At 48.8% G+C, this 19,299-nt stretch carries 15 protein-coding genes; all 15 read left to right on the top strand.

Features of this window, described 5'->3' with window-relative positions; translation table 11 throughout:
* The first annotated feature begins 291 nt into the window (after window positions 1-291).
* The 15 genes from DWY84_RS11170 to DWY84_RS11100 all read left to right on the top strand — a co-directional run bounded on the left by DWY84_RS11170 (window position 292) and on the right by DWY84_RS11100 (window position 19,239).
* Complete coding sequence (locus DWY84_RS11170; protein ID WP_118533294.1) at window positions 292-801, top strand: restriction endonuclease subunit S; 510 nt, start codon at window positions 292-294, stop codon at window positions 799-801.
* Between the two features lie 5 nt (window positions 802-806).
* Complete coding sequence (locus tag DWY84_RS11165; protein ID WP_243024837.1) at window positions 807-1,349, top strand: restriction endonuclease subunit S; 543 nt, start codon at window positions 807-809, stop codon at window positions 1,347-1,349.
* Entirely contained in the window at window positions 1,336-4,524 is a 3,189-nt protein-coding gene (locus tag DWY84_RS11160; RefSeq protein WP_118533290.1) for an HsdR family type I site-specific deoxyribonuclease, read from the top strand. The genes DWY84_RS11165 and DWY84_RS11160 overlap by 14 nt, the downstream gene beginning before the upstream one ends.
* Window positions 4,525-4,563: 39 nt before the next feature.
* On the top strand, window positions 4,564-5,505 hold the full coding sequence (locus tag DWY84_RS11155; protein WP_118533288.1) for a site-specific integrase: 942 nt from the start codon (window positions 4,564-4,566) through the stop codon (window positions 5,503-5,505).
* Between the two features lie 210 nt (window positions 5,506-5,715).
* On the top strand, window positions 5,716-6,126 hold the full coding sequence (locus tag DWY84_RS11150; RefSeq protein WP_118533286.1) for a peptide deformylase: 411 nt from the start codon (window positions 5,716-5,718) through the stop codon (window positions 6,124-6,126).
* A 17-nt stretch (window positions 6,127-6,143) separates the two neighbouring features.
* Window positions 6,144-6,587 carry an SseB family protein gene (locus DWY84_RS11145; protein ID WP_118533284.1) on the top strand — a complete coding sequence of 148 codons (444 nt, stop codon included), beginning with the start codon at window positions 6,144-6,146 and terminating at the stop codon, window positions 6,585-6,587.
* A gap of 116 nt (window positions 6,588-6,703) precedes the next feature.
* On the top strand, window positions 6,704-7,327 hold the full coding sequence (gene ruvA / locus DWY84_RS11140; protein WP_118533302.1) for a Holliday junction branch migration protein RuvA: 624 nt from the start codon (window positions 6,704-6,706) through the stop codon (window positions 7,325-7,327).
* Between the two features lie 24 nt (window positions 7,328-7,351).
* Complete coding sequence (gene ruvB / locus DWY84_RS11135; RefSeq protein ID WP_118533282.1) at window positions 7,352-8,359, top strand: Holliday junction branch migration DNA helicase RuvB; 1,008 nt, start codon at window positions 7,352-7,354, stop codon at window positions 8,357-8,359.
* 197 nt (window positions 8,360-8,556) lie between these two features.
* Window positions 8,557-10,302, top strand: a complete 1,746-nt coding sequence (zapA, locus tag DWY84_RS17425) for a cell division protein ZapA (protein ID WP_182434948.1) — start codon at window positions 8,557-8,559, stop codon at window positions 10,300-10,302.
* A gap of 190 nt (window positions 10,303-10,492) precedes the next feature.
* A complete protein-coding gene (locus DWY84_RS11125; RefSeq protein WP_347560790.1) occupies window positions 10,493-12,871 on the top strand; it encodes a DUF3656 domain-containing protein in 2,379 nt (792 codons plus the stop codon).
* Between the two features lie 6 nt (window positions 12,872-12,877).
* Window positions 12,878-14,206 carry an FtsW/RodA/SpoVE family cell cycle protein gene (locus DWY84_RS11120; protein WP_118533278.1) on the top strand — a complete coding sequence of 443 codons (1,329 nt, stop codon included), beginning with the start codon at window positions 12,878-12,880 and terminating at the stop codon, window positions 14,204-14,206.
* Complete coding sequence (locus DWY84_RS11115; protein ID WP_118533276.1) at window positions 14,187-15,659, top strand: penicillin-binding transpeptidase domain-containing protein; 1,473 nt, start codon at window positions 14,187-14,189, stop codon at window positions 15,657-15,659. The genes DWY84_RS11120 and DWY84_RS11115 overlap by 20 nt, the downstream gene beginning before the upstream one ends.
* Before the next feature lie 54 nt (window positions 15,660-15,713).
* Window positions 15,714-16,490 (top strand): FAD binding domain-containing protein, encoded by a 777-nt coding sequence (locus tag DWY84_RS11110; protein WP_118533274.1) that lies wholly within the window; start codon window positions 15,714-15,716, stop codon window positions 16,488-16,490.
* A gap of 1 nt (window position 16,491) precedes the next feature.
* A complete protein-coding gene (locus tag DWY84_RS11105; protein WP_118533272.1) occupies window positions 16,492-16,950 on the top strand; it encodes a (2Fe-2S)-binding protein in 459 nt (152 codons plus the stop codon).
* A 3-nt stretch (window positions 16,951-16,953) separates the two neighbouring features.
* Window positions 16,954-19,239, top strand: a complete 2,286-nt coding sequence (locus DWY84_RS11100; RefSeq protein ID WP_118533270.1) for a molybdopterin cofactor-binding domain-containing protein — start codon at window positions 16,954-16,956, stop codon at window positions 19,237-19,239.
* Window positions 19,240-19,299 lie beyond the last annotated feature (60 nt).

Genomic DNA, 19,299 nt, shown 5'->3' with positions numbered 1-19,299 from the left:
CCTTTGGTAACTGAGCAGAAAAAAATAGCCTCTTATTTGAGCAACCTCGACCACCTTATCACCCTTCATCAGCGTAAATTGGAAAAAATGAAGAGTTTCAAAAAATCATTGCTAGAAAAGCTTTTTGTTCAATAAAATTCGTTGAATATTTCTGAACCAATATACAAAAATTGATTTTGAAAAATTAGTTTAAGTAAAATACGAATGTTGTATACCAGTAAAAGCGAATTTGTTTAGAAAACAAGCCTTGATGGTAAGAATGGTCAATTTAACACGAGCAATTTATGAAGGATATCTTGGGAACAGCGTAAGTTGGGTGAAGTAACACAGAAATTCAAAAGTGGTAACTCTTTAAAAGCAGATAAAATAAGTGAAAGTGGAGCATATCCAGTATATGGTGGAAATGGATTAAGAGGATATACATCTACCTATAATCATGAGGGAGAATTTGCGCTAATAGGCAGGCAAGGAGCTTTATGTGGAAATATGAATTATTTCATTGGAAAGGCTTATTTTACTGAACATGCAGTGGCTGTTGAAGCAGATGAAAATAATAATACAAGGTTTATGTATTATATGTTAGATACGATGAATTTGGGACAATATTCTGACCAATCAGCACAACCAGGACTGGCGGTAAATAAGTTGATTAAGCTGGAAAATATGTTCCCTAAGAAAGAAGAACAAATTAAGATAGAGAACTATTTTCAGTCCATCGACCACCTCATCACCCTTCATCAGAGTAAGTTAAAATCTTTAAAATTCATATACACATTTTTTCTTGGGAACAGCGTAAGTTGAATGATGTGGCAAAATTCAGTAAAGGAAATGGCTATTCTAAAGGTGATTTGATAGAGGCTGGAACACCAATTATTCTGTATGGAAGATTATATACAAAATATGAAACCACTATTTCAGATGTTGACACTTTTGTAGTGGCAAAAGATGGTTCTGTATACAGTAAAGGTGGAGAAGTCATTGTTCCTGCATCAGGTGAAACTGCGGAAGATATTGCAAGGGCTGCCACCGTCGATAAACCAGGGATTTTGCTTGGTGGAGATTTGAATGTTGTGATGCCAAATGAAGAAATTAATTCTGCTTTTTTAGCAATTTCTATATCTAATGGAAGTTCACAACGAGAACTGGCAAAAAAAGCACAGGGAAAATCTGTTGTTCATATCCATAATGAAGAGATAAGAAATTTAGTTGTACCATTTCCAACAAAGGCGGAACAGAACAAAATAGTGGATTATTTCGCTAATCTCGACAGCCTTATCACCCTTCATCAAACGAAAGCAAAATCTATTAAAAAACCACATTTTAAGGAGCAAAATTATGCTTGGATTTGACAGAGAATCAGATTTTGAACAGGCCATTATCACTGCACTCCAGAGTAATGGCTGGGACAAGGAGGTTATTCACCATCCTACTGAGGAACAGTTAATCCAAAACTGGGCGGATATCCTTTACGATAATAATAATGACATTGACAGATTGAATCAATGTCCATTAATTCCAGAGGAGATGGATGAACTTCTGGACCAGGTGAAGAATCTTCGGACACCGCTGGCCTTAAATGGTTTTATGAATGGAAAAACGGTATCGATTATTCGAAAAAATCCGAAGGATACGCTGCATCATGGTAAGGAAATCAGCCTGAAAATATATGACCGAATGGAAATTGCGGGAGGCTCGAGCAGATATCAGATTGTCGAACAGCCTTTATTCCCTCGGCATGAAAAAGTCCTGCAGGACCGCCGTGGTGATCTGATGCTGTTAATCAATGGTATGCCGGTGTTTCATATTGAACTGAAAAAATCTGGTGTCCCAGTGACGGAGGCTTGCAATCAGATTGAAAAATATGCGCATGAAGGTGTGTTTACCGGTTTATTTTCGCTGGTGCAGATTTTTGTTGCCATGAACCCGGAAGAGACTTTGTATTTTGCGAATCCTGGACCGGATGGGAAGTTTAATCCTGACTTTTATTTTCATTGGGCGGATTTTAACAATGAGCCGATCAATGACTGGCGGAAGGTGACTTCGACGATTTTGTCGATTCCGCTGGCTCATCAGATGATTGGATTTTATACCGTTGCGGATTCGGCGGATGGTGTTTTGAAAGTAATGCGCAGTTATCAGTATTATGCGGCGAATAAAATCTCAGACCGTGCAGCTACGCAGGACTGGTCCAATGTGGAACAGCTGGGCGGTTACATTTGGCATACAACAGGTTCAGGAAAGACCATGACTTCCTTTAAATCGGCACAGCTCATCGCGCAGGCCAGAACCGCTGATAAAGTTGTGTTTTTGATGGACCGTATTGAGCTGGGTACCCAGTCGTTGAAAGAATACCGGGCTTTCGCAGATCATCCGGATGATGTACAGGATACGGAAGATACGATTGCATTAATTGGGAAATTAACCAGCATGGATCCGAAAGACGCCCTGATCGTGTCTTCTATCCAGAAAATGAGTAATATTCGTGAGGATGCCGAAGGCAAGATGAGGGCAAAAGATCTGGAAACCATACGTTCCAAGAGAGTGGTCTTTATTCTGGATGAATGTCACCGCTCGACCTTTGGAGAAATGCTGACGACAATTAAGAATACCTTTCCGAATGCGCTGTTTTTCGGATTTACCGGTACACCGGTGTTTGATGAAAATGGGAAGAAGCTGAGTACAACGGCTGACATTTTCGGCAATGAACTGCATCGCTACAGCATTGCGGATGGAATCCGGGATAAAAATGTGCTGGGATTCGATCCGACCATGGTGATGGTGTTTCAGGATAAGACGTTAAGACAGAAAATTGCTTTGCGGCAGGCAGATGCAGCCTCCGTGGAAGAGGCAGTTGCGGATGAAAAAAAGAGCAAAGTATACTTCCATTTTATGTCGGAACAGGAAGTGCCGATGGCCGGTGTGAAGCAGGAGGATGGTACTTACCAGAAGGGCATTGAGGACTATTATTCGAAAGAGTTGTATGAATCGGATCCTTATCAAGATGCAGTTGTAGACGATATCGTTGAGAATTGGCTGACACTGAGCAGAAATAATAAATTCCATGGAATTTTTGCGGTAAGCAGTATTCCGGAAGCGGTGCGTTATTATAAAAAGTTTCGGAAAAAGAATCCAAAATTGCGTGTGACGGGACTGTTTGATCCGACGATTGACAATGAAGGCGGACAGCGTTCTTTGGATAAAGAAGACGGCTTGAAAGAGATGCTGGAGGATTACAATAACCTGTATGACCAGCAGTTTGATATCGGTGGCTACGCAAAGTTTAAGAAGGATGTAGCAGCCCGTCTGGCGCATAAGAAGCCGTATGAAAGACTGAAACCGGAGCAGCAATTAGACCTCCTGATCGTAGTGAATCAGATGCTGACAGGTTTTGATTCCAAGTGGGTGAACACCCTTTATATGGATAAGATTCTGTTGAATCAGAATCTGATTCAGGCATTTTCCAGAACCAATCGTCTGTACAATGTCAATGAGAAACCATTTGGTTCTATCCGTTATTACCGGATGCCGCATACGATGAAGCGCAACATTGAGGATGCGGTAAAATTGTACTCTGGTGACCGGCCGATGGGCTTATTTGCGGATCATCTGCCTGATAATATTGAGCACATGAATTTGACTGGCCAGGATATGGTGGAACTGTTCCGGAATGCCGGTATTGTGGAACTGGACCGGCTCCCGGAGGAGACAGAGATAAAGGCAAAATTTGCAAAATTGTTCCGCGAGTTTTCTACTTATTACCAGGCAGCGCAGATTCAGGGATTTGTGTGGGAGAAAACGGAGTATAACCGGATTTCGGAGGATGGAACGGTTATAGAGACAATTCCTGTGAAGCTGTCAGAGAATACTTATGAGATTCTCCATCAGAGATACCGGGAACTCAGAAAGCCGGGGGAGGATGGAGAAAGTGAGGAGGAAATTACATTTTCGATTGATCCATATCTTACGGAGCAGAATACAGGTATGATCGACTACAACTATATGAATTCCCGTTTCGAAAAGTGGATGAAGCAGTTGGAACAGCCGGGAGTTTCTCAGGAAGTTCTGGATCAGACACTGGAAGAATTACATAAGTCTTTTGCTTTTTTGTCTCAGGAAGATCAGAAGTTTGCGAACTTATTTTTACATGACGTTCAGACCGGAGATGTATCATTAAGATCTGGATATACATTGCAGGATTATATTGTTATGTATTCGAATAACGAGAAAACCGAACAGATCCGTCGGCTTTGCCGATATTTTGGATGCTCGGAAGAAATAATCCGCGAATTGTTAAAGCTGAATATCACAAAAGAAAATATCAATGACTATGGGCGGTTTGACGCATTAAAGGCAACTGTGGTAAAAGAACAGGCACAGGAATATTTTACTGCGGTGGAAGGAAAGAAAATGCCTATGTTTCGGGTAAACAATCGTGTGGATTCGATACTTACCCAGTTCTTGCTGGAAGGTGGAATGGATATTCCGGAGCCGGAAAACTGGAAGAAAGAATCTGCAAAGGAGTAAGAGCCCTTCATCAGTGTGAGAAAACAGGAGGTTTATCTTATGCTCGATGAAACAAAAGCAACGGCTTTATTTGTTGATTATTATGCCCAGTGGGTTCAGGTATACAAAGAGGGGGCGATTCGTGAGGTAACGCTTGCAAAATATAAAATGACGCAAGCATGGCTGAAAAAGCTGGTTCCGGAATTGCAGTTATGCAATATGACAAGAATTACATATCAGCAGCTGATCAATAACTATGCGCAGCACCATGAGAGACAGACAACTATGGATTTTCATCATCAGTTAAAAGGCGCGATTCTGGATGCTGTGGACGAAGGTCTGATTGACCGGGATCCCACCCGGAAAGTGATCATTAAGGGAAAAACACCGGCAGAGAAGAAAATCAAATATCTGAATCAGTTCGAACTGCACACGCTCTTAAAGAGTCTGGATCTTGGAAAGGAAGTGAACTGGGACTGGTTTATCCTGCTTGTAGCAAAAACCGGCATGCGTTTTTCTGAGGCACTCGCCCTTACACCGAAGGATTTTGATTTTGCGCATCAGACATTATCCATCAGCAAAACGTGGAATTACAAGGGAAATGGTGGCTTCCTTCCAACGAAAAACAAGTCATCTATACGGAAAATTCAGATTGACTGGCAGACGGTCATGCAGTTTGCGGAGCTGACCAAAAATCTCCCACCGGAGGAGCCGATTTTTGTGAAGAAGCAGGATGAATATGAACCTATTTATAATTCCACGGTCAATGGAATTTTGGAGCGATACTGCAAAAAACTGCAGATATCCACCATTTCAGTTCATGGACTGCGCCATACGCATGCTTCAATTCTTCTTTTTGCGGGCGTATCCATTGGAAGTGTAGCCAGAAGACTCGGACACGCAAGCATGACCACAACGCAGAAAACGTATCTGCATATCATTCAGGAACTGGAAAATCAGGATATTGATCTGGTCATGAGATCACTGGCTAATCTGACCTGATTGTGTGTGATTTGGAAATTGTACGGAAATATATAAATTAGAATAAGTGCACTGGTGAAGGGCTGTTGTCAAGCATTTATTATGGTCAGAATGAGCTTAATGACCCCAATGATGAGCTTAATGACCCCAATAGAATATGCAATGACCTTAATAGTGCCGGAAAGTGCCGATAAAGTACCGGAATCTATGGAAAGAATGGAGATAAAATTTATGATACAACCAATCATGCGTGACATCGCATTTCTAAAACAAAAATCCCTCCCTGCAACCCAGGCAGACCGCCAGGTTGCCCTTGACCTCTTGGACACCTTAAAAGCTCATGAGTCTGAGTGCGTTGGTATGGCGGCGAATATGATCGGGGTGCGGAAGAACATTATCGCTGTGAATATGGGATTTATGAATGTGGCGATGTTTAATCCGGTTATTGTGAAAAAGTCAGGCGCTTTTGAGACAGAGGAGGGCTGTCTCTCCCTGATCGGAGTCCGGAAAACAACCCGTTATGAGGAGATTGAGGTGGAGTACGAGGATATGAACTTCAAGAAGCAGCATCAGAAGTTCAGCGGCTGGACAGCCCAGATCATTCAGCATGAGTGCGATCATCTGGAGGGAATTATTATCTAATAGGGAGAGACAAAGCTATGCATACATCAGAGAATAAAACAAAAGATGACGGTCTGATCGGCAATGAACAAATCGAGGAGGCCATCGCTGCTTTGCAGAAGAAGCCCAGTGAGGAACTACTGGCTCATGCACTGACGGTAGTCCGCAGCCGGATGCGGGAAAAGGGTCAGGTCATCCTTGCGGTGGACATGCCGCAGGAACAGACTGCAAATCCGACAGCTCCGATGCAGATCCAGGCAGTGAAAACCGGGGACGGAAGGGCCTGGTGGGTAGCGTTCACCAGCTTTGACGAGGAGCTGAGAGGCGGGGACCAGGTGAAATCTACGTTTCTGGCAGATCTGGAGCAGATGTTCAGGACTGCACTGACAGTACCGGAAATTGAGGGCGTGATTTTAAATCCGTGGAACCGGACCATGATGCTGGATAAGAGCCTGATCCGGATCGTGCTGGGAGAGTCCTGATAGCAGAAAACAGAATGTCTGTTCGATATTTATCTTGCATCCAAACAGTCCGTATGTTAGAATGAGAAAAGCGAAACACGATGCAGACAAGAATCAGGAAAGGTCAGGACAGAAATTTGTTTTCATATATAAAAGGAACGTTGGAAGAATACTGGGAAGATACCATTGTCGTGGAATCAGGCGGCATTGGCTGGAACATTCATGTTCCGCTGTCGGTGCTGGACCGGCTTCCGCATGTGGGTGAGCAGATCAAGGTTTACACTTCCTTTCAGGTGAAGGAAGATTCCATGACGCTGTATGGCTTTTTCAGCCGTCAGGATTTAAAGATGTTTAACCAGCTTCTCGGTGTAACCGGCATCGGCCCTAAGGCGGCTCTGGGAATTCTTTCCTCCCTCAGCCCGGATGATCTTCGCATGGCCATCATAGCGGAAGATTCCAAGGCCATCGCCAAAGCGCCGGGAATCGGTCCGAAGACAGCCAAGCGCGTGATCCTGGATCTGAAAGACAAGATCAGCATGGACGAGGTACTGCCGCTGCAGTTCACGGGCGGCCAGACGGAGGCGGCAGTTACGGCAGCAGCTTCCGGCGTGGATGGCGCAGGCAAAGAGGCCATCGAAGCACTGGTTGCCCTGGGCTATTCCCCAACAGAAGCCACAAAGGCGGTGCGGCAGGTAACCATCACGGAGGACATGAATTCGGAAGCGGTGCTGAAGGCATCACTGAAATTTCTGGCATTCTAGTATAGAAGATAATTGGAGTAAAAAATGGAACGACGGATCATAACCACTGAGGTGACGGAAGAGGATAAGGTCATTGAACCAAATCTCCGACCTCAGATGTTAGCCGAGTACATCGGTCAGGAAAAGATCAAGAACAATTTAAAGGTATACATTGACGCGGCGAAAGCGCGTGGAGAGTCGCTGGATCATGTGCTGTTTTACGGCCCGCCGGGATTGGGAAAGACGACGCTTTCCGGCATTATTGCAAACGAGATGGGCGTACACATGAAGGTGACCTCTGGTCCGGCTATTGAAAAACCGGGAGAGATGGCGGCAATCCTGAATAATCTTCAGGAGGGCGATGTCCTGTTTGTGGACGAGATCCACCGCCTGAACCGTCAGGTGGAGGAGGTGCTTTACCCGGCTATGGAGGATTTTGCCATTGACATCATGCTGGGCAAGGAATCATCGGCCCGTTCCATCCGCCTGGATCTGCCGCATTTCACTCTGGTCGGAGCAACGACCAGAGCCGGTCTTCTGACGGCTCCATTGCGTGACCGTTTTGGCGTGGTACAAAAGCTGGAATTTTACACGCCAGGGGAACTGCAGATCATTGTAGAGCGGTCTGCAGAGGTGCTTGGCATCGGCATTGAGCCGGAGGGCGCGGCAGAGATCGCAAGGCGTTCGCGAGGCACGCCACGTCTGGCAAACCGATTGCTCAAACGGGTGCGGGACTTTGCACAGGTGAAGTATGACGGAGTCATCACCAAACAGGTAGCGGATTTTGCGCTGGACATTCTGGATGTGGACAAGGTCGGCCTTGATAATAATGACCGGAGTATTCTTCTCATGATGATCGAGAAATTCGGCGGCGGCCCGGTTGGTCTGGAAACCCTGGCAGCGGCGCTCGGCGAAGATGCCGGAACGCTGGAGGATGTGTATGAGCCGTATCTTCTGATGAATGGCTTCCTAAACCGTACGCCACGCGGAAGGGTGGCAACACCGCTGGCTTACCGGCATCTGGATATTCCATATGACGGGCAATCCATGTAAAAACAAAAGAAACAAAAAATAAAAATCCGGAGAATTGATGCACGATGATAGAAAGCAGAGTTCTCCGGATTTGTGGATTTTAGCATATTTTCCCAGAAACACAAAATGAGAAACTGTGGGAAACACTCTTGTTGAGATGGTGGGAATATGTTAAAATGTATACAGTATTAAAATTATATTATTTATAAGGAAATTTCATGGAACAGAAAAATTATACGGAAGTTTTTATAGATGGAACCGTTTTTACATTGGGCGGTACGGAAGATGAAGCGTATTTAAGACAGGTTGCTGCTTATCTGAATGAGAAGATTGGCGAAGTCCGCAAGATGGATGGTTTTTCCAGACAGAGTCCGGAATATCAGAATCTGACTATTCAGCTGAATCTTTCTGATGATTATTTCAAGGAGCAGATGCGTGCAGATGACCTGAAACAGCAGAAAGAGGAACTGGAAAAAGACGCATACAGCTTAAAACATGAGCTGATCACCACTCAGATGAAGTATGAGGCACAGTCCAGGGAACTGGAAGTGGCCAAGGCTGCTCCGCTCAAAGACCGGGAAGAACTGGAAGCAGCGAAGGAAAAGCTGGAGAATGCATCTCAGGAAATCGAATCGCTGAAAAACCGTTGCGAGAACACGAGACAGGAGCTTGCAGCTGCAAAGTCGGAAAATGAGACCGTGCAGCAGGAGCTTGCAGCCGCCAAGTCAGAAAATGAGACCGTGCAGCAGGAGCTTGCAGCTGCAAAGTCGGAAAATGAGACCGTGCAGCAGGAGCTTGCAGCTGCCAAGTTGGAAAATGAGACCGTGCAGCAGGAGCTTGTAGCCGCAAAGTCAGAGAATGAGTCTGTGAGCCGGAAACTGGCTGCAGAGAAAGAACGGCTTTCTGCTGAAATAGAGCAGGTCTCCGCAGAGAAGAATGAGGCTGTCGCAGAGACAGAAAATATGAGGACAGTGCTTACTGCTGCACAGGCAGAGGCGGAAAGACTGAGAGCAGATCTGGAAAATGCGCAGGCAGAAGCGGAAAGCCTGAGAGCGGATCTGGAAAATGCGCAGGCAGAGGCGGAAAGCCTGAGAGCAGATCTTGATGATACACGGACAGAAGCAGAAACACTGAGACAGCAGCTTGTCCGGGTACAGGAAAATTCAGCCAATACCGGAAGCGAGCTGGAAGCCATGAAAGCAGAGTCTGAGACGGCGAAGCAGAACCTGGAAACGAAAGCAGCAGAGGCAGAGCATTTGAAACAGGAACTGGAGGAAGTGCGTCGGAAGCTGGCACAGCTGTATTCTGAGCAGGATGCAGCTGAACAGGAGCTGCAACAGGCTCATTTAAAAAATGCAACTTCGCTTCAGGAACTTACACAGGCGAGAAGCGAAGCAGAAACCGCAAAGCAGGAGCTTACACAGGCGAGAAGCGAAGCAGAAACCGCAAAGCAGGAGCTTACACAGGCGAGAAGCGAAGCAGAAACCGCAAAGCAGGAGCTTACACAGGCGAGAAGCGAAGCGGAAACCGCAAAGCAGGAGCTGGAGGAAGCATGCGAGACAGCGACAAGGGCTGAGAGTGATCTGAAGGAAGCACGCGAGGAAAATGAGCGTCTCAACCGGGAACTGCTTCAGGCAAAACAGGATGCAAAGCAGGCACGGCAGGAGCTGGAAACATTGAAACAGTCAGCAGAACAGATTCAGCCTGAGGTACAGCAGACCCGGCCGGAGAAAGAGGCAGCAGTGGCCGTGGAAACCATGGAAGCAGCCGAATTGGTTGAGGAGCAGGATGCTGAATCCGCAGCGGCTGAGGTGGCTGCTGTGAAGGAGCTGGTTGCATCCATTCTGCCAAAGACAGTAAAAACGCCGGAAGAACAGAAAAAGGCTGATGAAATGGCAAAACAGGCAGCGTTCAAGGCAGCTCTTGCTGCAGCAACGCATCCGAACAGGCATTTTATCCGTTAAGTAATACAATATGGGGGTGAAGGGTGTTGAAAGACAATCGGAACTCCCTTTCTTTTGGCCTGAAACCAAAACGGTCATTTGACTGTTTTGATCCTGATTTGCGGAGAAGCAGATCCAGCGAAATGGCTCACTTTAATATGAGGAGGAGAATTTGAATTCACGTGTAGAAATCCTGGCTCCGGCCGGGTCAATGGAAAGCATGATGGCAGCGGTTCAGGCTGGTGCCGATGCGATATATATGGGTGGCAGCCGGTTCGGGGCCAGGGCTTATGCAGACAACCCAGAGGAAGACAGGTTCTTGGAAGCAATCGATTATGTGCATCTGCATGGCTGTCGTCTTTATATGACAGTTAATACGCTGGTGAAGGAAGAGGAACTGGACCAGCTTTATGACTTTTTAAAGCCATATTATGAGCGGGGTCTGGATGCGGTGATCGTGCAGGATCTTGGTGTGTGGAAGTTCATCCGGGAGCATTTTCCGGATCTTCCGATTCATGCGAGCACCCAGATGACTGTGACAGGATGGCGCAGTGCCCAGAGCTTAAAGGAGATGGGAGCGACCCGCGTGGTAACAGCGAGAGAGTTATCTCTTCAGGAAATCGCAGAGATCCGCGACCATGTGGATGTGGAAATCGAGAGCTTTGTGCATGGCGCATTGTGTTACTGCTACTCCGGGCAGTGTCTGCTTAGCAGCCTGATCGGCGGCCGCAGCGGTAACCGCGGACGTTGCGCACAGCCCTGCAGACTTCCCTATGACGTACTGACAGCAGCCGGAAAGCCGGTTCAGAGTGCGGCAAAGCAGAATTCTGCGAAACTGACGGAAAGCATATACGAAACCGGAAAGCAGAATGCAAGAAATCAGAACACAGGAAAAAAGGGCAAAGGAAAGCACAGTCCGGACATGCAGGACAGAAATGCCCGGATGAAGGGAAAGCCGTATGCACAGCAGAAAGCAGCGGTGGGGGATGACCGCTATGTCTTAAGCCTGAAAGACCTCTGCACCCTGGATATTCTCCCGGACATCATTGAATCCGGTGTCTATTCCTTAAAGATTGAGGGCCGCATGAAGAGTCCGCGCTACACTGCCGGTGTCGTGAGTATTTACCGCAAATATGTGGATTACTATCTGGAGCATGGACGGGACGGTTATAAGGTAGATCCGGCAGACCGCAGGATGCTCCTGGATCTCTTTGACCGCGGTGGCTTTACGGATGGTTATTATCTTCACCACAATGGCCGCGAGATGGTGGCATTAAAAGAAAAACCGGCCTTCCGGGAAGGAAATCAGGCTTTGTTTGACCGTCTGGACCGGGATTATGTGGAGAAGAAAAAGCAGGAGCCGCTATCCGGCCATGTAGTGGTAAAGGAAGGCAAGCCGCTGAAGCTTTCCCTCTGGTGCTGTGAGCCGGAGCGTCTTCTGGAAGAAGCAGCAGCTCAGAATCCGTATGTGGAGGTGAACGGCGCAGAGGTTCAGACGGCCCAGAACCAGCCCATGGGAGAGGAAAAGCTGTTAAAGCAGTTAAACAAGACCGGAAATACCCCGTTCTATTTTGAAAACCTGACAGCAGAGATCGAAGGAAATTGTTTTGTGCCGGTTCAGGCGCTCAATGAGCTGCGCCGGGAGGCACTGGAGCAGATGGAAGAGAAGCTGCTGCAGCCATTCAGACGGACGGCGGGAGCGGTAGAAAGCCAGGATGAAGGCGAAAACGAGCGGTCTGAGCAGCAGAGCGAGACTGGCAGTGTGGAAGCAGGTTCCTGTGGCCTTCACATCTCCATCGAGGAACCTTGCCTCTTACCCATCGCCATTGCCCATCCGGATGTCACCCGCATCTACCTGGATTCCTGCGGCTTGGGGCCGGAGACCTGGAAGGTGGCGGTACAGGCATGCCATGACAACGCAAAGCAGTGCAGCCTGATGCTGCCGAACATCTTCCGCACGGAGGCGGAGACTTATTTCCGCAGACATATAGATGCCCTGAAAGAGGCCGGCTTTGATGAGCTGGTGGTAAAATCCCTGGATGAGATCACGTTTTTAAGAGAAAACGGCCTGGGGGATATTCCTATGGTATCGGACGCAAATCTTTATGTCCTGAACCATCTGGCAAGAGAGCAGATGGAAGACCTTGGAATTTCCCGCATGACCCTTCCGCTGGAGTTAAACAGCCGGGAGCTGGAGACACTGGGCTGTGCGGGGATGGAACTTTATGTGTACGGTTATCTTCCGGCCATGGTGTCGGCCCAGTGCATCGTAAGGACTACAAAGGGCTGTACGAAACAGCCGGAGGTCTTAAAGATGAGGGATCGCACCGGAAAAGATCTTCCAGTGAAGAATCACTGCCGGTTCTGCTATAACACCATCTATAATCCAAGTCCTCTGTCCCTGCTCGGACAGGAGAAGCTGATCCGACGGCTGGCTCCGGGGGCGCTGCGTCTTGCGTTCACGCTGGAGACACCGGAGCAGATGAAAGCAGTGCTGGATGCTTTTGCGGATCAGTTCCTTCACGGGGAAGAAACCAGGGATCCGTTCAAAGATTTTACACGCGGCCATTTCAAGAGAGGCGTAGAATAAATATATATGGTAAATATTGTCATTGAAGTATCGAAATATCTGCTGATCCTGCTGATCGCGGCTTATACCTACTGGAATTTCAGTTATTTCCGGTTTCGGGATCCCTGGCAGCAGGGAAGAGTCTGTGTCCGGCAGAATGCGGCCATGTTTCTGCTGCATTTTGTGGCGTATGCGGTGCTGTTCTTAAAATCAGAGGATGAGCGGGTAATCCTGTTTTATCTGGCACAGGTAGTATTCCTGGCAGTTTATCTGGGACTTTATAAGGTGTTTTATCCACTGCGGTCCAGGCTTCTGGTCAACAACATGTGCATGCTTTTGTGCATCGGCTTTGTGATCCTGACCCGTCTGGATTTTGACAAGGCCATTCGCCAGTTTGTGATTGTTGCCATATCGGCACTGATCACCTGGATTATCCCGTTCATTCTGGAGCGGGTGTGGCAGCTGGCGAACATTCCGTGGGTATACGGTTTTGCCGGTCTGGCGCTGCTGATCGTGGTATGGATCATCGGCAACAACAGCTTCGGCGCGCAGCTGTCCGTGAACATTGCGGGCATCGCGTTTCAGCCGTCAGAGTTTGTAAAAATCCTGTTTGTGTTCTTTACAGCCTGCATGTTTTACCGGGATACCGAGTCTAAGACGATCATAGAAACCACGGTGATGGCGGCTGCTTATGTGCTGGTGCTGGTGCTTTCCAAAGATCTGGGAAGCGCGCTGATCTTTTTTCTGACGTACCTGACCATGCTGTTTGTGGCAACCGGAAGCTATCTGTATCTGTTTTCCGGCCTGCTTTGCGGCAGCGGCGCGTCGGTGGTGGCATACCAGCTCTTTGCCCATGTGCGCACCCGTGTGGCGGCCTGGAAAAATCCATGGGCGGACATTGATAACCGCGGTTACCAGATCACCCAGTCCCTCTTTGCCATCGGCACAGGCGGATGGTTCGGCATGGGCCTATATCAGGGCATGCCTTATAAAATCCCGGTTGTGGAAAAGGACTTTGTATTCGCTGCAATTTCCGAGGAGCTTGGCGGGATATTTGCTCTCTGCGTGCTGCTCATCTGCCTGGGCTGCTTCTTACAGTTTGTGCTCCTGGCAGCGCGGATGCAGGCATTGTTTTATAAACTGATCGCCTTTGGCCTTGCCATGGTTTATGCGGTTCAGGTATTTTTAACCGTGGGCGGAGTGACGAAATTCATTCCGTCTACCGGTGTAACCCTGCCCCTTGTCAGCTATGGCGGAAGTTCTATTTTGAGCACCTTTATCATTTTCGGTGTGATTCAGGGCCTGTACATTCTGAAACGGAATGATGAGGAGGACTATGAAGAAAAATTCGACTGAAAAGAAAACAACAGAAAAACGGACAGCCGGAAGAAAAGTGGCAGGACAGAAGGCAGATAAGAGTATTTTGTTTGTGACCTATATTATGGTAGGCCTGTTTGTTGGTCTGATGGGCTATTTCGGCTATTTTCTGCAGGTGCAGAGTGAGACGGTCATCAACAATTCCTATAATGCGCGTCTGGACAGTTTTTCTGACCGGATCATCCGCGGAGAGATTTTAAGCAATGACGGCACGGTACTGGCGAAGACCAATGTGGCAGAAGATGGGACAGAGGTGCGGGAATACCCGTATGGAAGCCTGTTTGCCCATGTGGTGGGCTATTCCGACCAGGGCAAGACCGGCCTGGAATCTCTGGCGAACTTTTATCTGTTAAGTTCCCACATGAATCTGGTAGAGCAGGCCGTCAACGAGTTATCCGATGCGAAAAATCTGGGAGACCAGGTGGTGACTACGCTGGATGTGGGGCTGCAGCAGGCGGCTTCCGACGCGCTGGGTGACCGCAGGGGCGCTGTCGTGGTGATGGAGCCGGACACAGGCAAGATCCTCGCCATGGTTTCCAAGCCGGGCTTTGACCCGAATCAGCTGAGCAGCCAGTGGGAGAGCCTGATCTCCGGGGACAATACTGAGGCACAGCTTCTCAATCGTGCCGCACAGGGTGTGTATCCACCGGGATCAACCTTTAAGATCGTGACGCTTCTGGAATATATCCGGGAGCATCCGGATACCTGGGAGGGGTTTACTTTTGACTGTGACGGCAGCTATGAGGCCGGAGATTACAGGATTTCCTGTTATCATGGGAATGCCCACGGCCATCAGTCGCTTTTGCAGGCATTTGCGAATTCCTGCAATGGCGCTTTTGCAAGCCTCGGTCTTACCATGGATCTCGGGCAGATGCAGAATACCTGCGGAGAATTGTTGTTTAATAAAGACCTTCCGATGTCTCTGGCATATAGCAAGAGCTCATATGCCATGGGACCAGGGGCTTCAGACTGGGAACGGCTGCAGACCGCTATTGGCCAGGGAAACACCCAGATGACGCCACTGCACAACGCTATGATCACAGCGGCCATAGCGAATGGCGGTACGCTGATGAAACCATATCTGATCGATCACGTGGAATCTGCGGCGGGAGAGGAAGTAAAGAAATATCTGCCTTCCGCTTATGGAAATCTGATGACCTCGCAGGAGGCCTCCACGCTTTCCATGTTCATGCGGAGCGTTGTGACGGATGGAACCGGTTCCGGTGTCCGTACCGATGCTTATTCCGTAGCCGGAAAGACCGGATCTGCGGAGTTTGAGACCGGAAAAGAGACCCATGCATGGTTTACCGGGTTTGCCCCGGCAGAGGATCCGAAACTGGTAGTCACGGTACTGGTGGAGGAGGCCGGATCGGGCGGTCATGTGGCCGCGCCGATCGCAAAAAGTATTTTTGATACCTATTTTTCAAGATGAAAATGGTGATATAACGCTACACAAAGTTTTTAGGAGTGACAAAGGAGGAATCGCATGTTTCATGCAAAGGAGTATGTGAAGGCGGAAAGCCTGGAACAGGCATATGAGCTGAACCAGAAGAGAAGCAACGTTCTGGCAGGCGGTATGATGTGGTTGAAAATGAGCAGCGGGAACCGGAATACGGTGATTGACTTAAGTGGTCTGGGTCTGGATCAGATCGAGGAGACAGAAGATGAATTCAGAATTGGCTGTATGTGCAGCCTGCGGCAGTTAGAGCTTCATAAAGGCTTAAATCAGTACTTTGACGGCGCATTTCGTGAGTGTACCCGCTGGATCGTTGGAACCCAGTTCCGCAACAGCGCGACTGTGGGAGGCAGTGTTTTCGGACGCTTCGGCTTTTCTGATATTCTTACCTGCATGATGGTTCTGGACAGCTATGTTGAGCTTTACAAGGGCGGAACCGTATCTCTGGAAGAATTTGCGAAGATGAAGTACAGCCGGGATATTCTGGTGCGCATCATCATCAAAAAGGATGGCAGAAAAGCAGCCTATGCCAGCCAGCGGCGTTCCAAAACAGATTTTCCGCTGATTGCCGTCGCAGCGGCAAAGAAGGATGACATGTGGTATATTTCCGTTGGCGCGAGACCGTCTAAGGCGGCACTGGTAACACGTCCGGTCCAAACCGGATGTGAGCTTTCCGCGCAGGCAGAGGAAGCAGTCAGCATGTTCTCATTTGGAGACAACCTGCGGGGCAGCGCGGATTACCGGAAGTCTCTGGCGGAAATTTATGTGAGAAGGCTCATGGAGCAGTTAAGTGGGGAGGAGGCATAGCATGAAAATCAGACTGACATTAAACGGAAAAAAAATCGAGGCTGAGATCAAGGCAGATACCCTGCTTCTGGATCTGGTCCGGGAAAAGGGCTGCTACAGTGTAAAGCGTGGCTGCGAAACTTCAAACTGCGGACTCTGCACGGTGTGGCTGGATGGAAAGCCGGTGCTTTCCTGCTCTGTTCTTGCTGCCAGAGCCGACGGACATGAGGTTACAACTCTGGAGGGCCTTCAGAAAGAGTCAGAGGAATTTGCTGATTTTCTGGCAAGAGAAGGCGCGGACCAGTGCGGTTTCTGCAGTCCTGGTTTCATTATGAATGTACTGGCTATGGAACGGGAACTGGTAAAACCGACTATGGAAGAGGTGCGGGAGTATCTGGCAGGAAATCTCTGCCGCTGTACCGGATACGCCGGCCAGCTCCGCGCCCTGGAAAAATATTTAAACCGGAAGAAGGAGGCGTAAACCATGGAAGCGAAGAATAGATATGTAGGCATGTCTGTGATCAAGAAAGACGCAAAGGCACTCCTCGCCGGAAAACCGCTTTATACCGATGATATCGCTCCGAAGGATTGTCTCATCGTGAAGCTTCTGCGCAGTCCTCATGCGCATGCGCTGATTGAGGAGATCGATCTTTCCAGAGCATTAAAGGTAGAGGGGATTGAGACGATCCTGACGTATCAGGACTGTTCCCAGAAGCGTTTTACCATGGCGGGCCAGACCTACCCGGAGCCAAGCCCGTATGACCGCCTGATCCTGGACCAGAGAGTCCGTTTTGTAGGTGATGCAGTGGCAATTGTGGCCGGTGAGACGGAAGAAGCAGTGGATAAGGCTCTGCGTCTTATCAAAGTAAAGTACCAGGTGCTGGAGCCGGTGCTGGACTTCCACACTGCAAAGGATAACCCGATCCTGGTACATCCGGAGGACAGCTGGAAGAGCCTGTGCCCGGTTGGCGCCGACAATAAGCGCAACCTCTGTGCCTCTGCGCAGGACAGCAATGGTGATGTGGATGCGATCCTGGCAGACTGTGCCCATGTTATTGACCGCACGTATCATGTGAAAGCGAATCAGCAGGCAATGATGGAGACCTTCCGGACCTTTACCTCCATGGACGCTTACGGACGCTTAAACGTGACATCCTCCACGCAGATCCCGTTCCATGTGCGCCGTATCGTAGCTCACGCGCTGGATATCCCGAAGTCTAAGGTCCGTGTGCTCAAGCCGAGGATCGGCGGCGGATTTGGTGCAAAGCAGACGGTGGTTACGGAGGTTTACCCGGCGCTGGTAACCTGGAAGACAGGAAAACCGGCCAAGCTGGTCTACACCCGCTATGAATCCCAGATCGCTTCTTCCCCGCGTCACGAGATGGAGGTACATGTGCGCCTGGGTGCGGATGAAAATGGAATTTTTCAGGCCATTGATCTGTACACATTGTCCAATACCGGAGCATTCGGTGAGCATGGCCCGACTACCGTAGGTCTGTCCGGCCATAAGTCTATTCCGATTTATTCCACGCCGAAGGCTTACCGATTCTGCTATGATGTTGTTTATACGAATACCATGTCAGCAGGCGCGTACCGCGGTTACGGCGCGACCCAGGGTGTGTTTGCGCTGGAGTCCGCAGTCAACGAGCTGGCACGGGAACTTCAGATGGATCCGACCGTGATCCGTGAGAAAAATATGGTACACGAGGGCGATCTGATGCCGGCTTACTACGGCGAAACCGCCAACAGCTGTGCTCTGGACCGCTGCATGGCAAGAGCAAAGGAGCTGATGCACTGGGATGAAAAATATCCGTGCCGCGACATGGGTAACGGAAAAGTCCGTTCGGTAGGCGTTGCCATGTGCATGCAGGGCTCCTCTATTTCCGGTGTGGATGTGGGCTCCATTACCTTAAAGCTGAACGATGACGGCTTTTATACCATGATGATCGGTGCGTCAGATATGGGTACCGGCTGTGATACCACGCTGGCCCAGATCGCGGCAGACGTGCTGGGCTGTGATCTGGAAAACATTGTGTCCCATGGTGTGGATACGGATGTTTCTCCGTATGATTCCGGTTCCTATGCGTCCAGTACCGCTTACTTAACCGGTATGGCTGCCGTGAAGGCATCCAAATCCATGATCCGCCTGATCACCGAGAAGGGAGCGGAGTATCTGGAGAAGGCACCGGAAGAGGTGGATTTTGACGGTGAGCAGGTATTCGCAAAGGACGGTTCGGCTTCCATCAGCTTAAAGGATATCGGAAACCGTGCCATGGCGAATAACGGGAAGGCTCTTGAGGTGACCGAAAGCCATTCCTCACCGGTATCTCCGCCTCCGTTCATGGTTGGTATGGCTGAGATTGAGATGGATCAGGAAACCTGTGATTTTGAGCTGGTCAATTATGTGGCTGTGGTAGACTGCGGAACCCCGATCAACCCGGCAATTGCCCGGGTACAGACGGAGGGAGGTCTTGGACAGGGTATCGGCATGGCAATGTTTGAGGATGTGACCCGTTCCGAAAAGGGCCAGGTGTATGAGAATTCCTTCATGCAGTACAAGCTTCCGACCCGCGTGGATGTGGGAAATATCCGGGTTGAATTTGAAAGCAGCTACGAGCCGACCGGTCCGTTTGGAGTCAAATCCATCGGTGAGGTTGTCATCAATACGCCGTCTCCGGCAATTGCGGCGGCCGTGGCAAATGCCACCGGCGTGCAGATCCGGGAACTGCCGATCACTCCGGAGAAAATCTTTAAAGAACTGCACAAATAAAGTTTATGGAAGTAACAGAATAAGAAACTTGCAACTTACCCGAAATAGAGGTATACTTAA

This window comes from Clostridium sp. AF27-2AA (assembly GCF_003478505.1).
In the GTDB taxonomy this organism is placed as follows: Bacteria; Bacillota; Clostridia; order Lachnospirales; family Lachnospiraceae; genus Brotaphodocola.
This window is presented reverse-complemented; position numbering and strand designations above follow the sequence as displayed.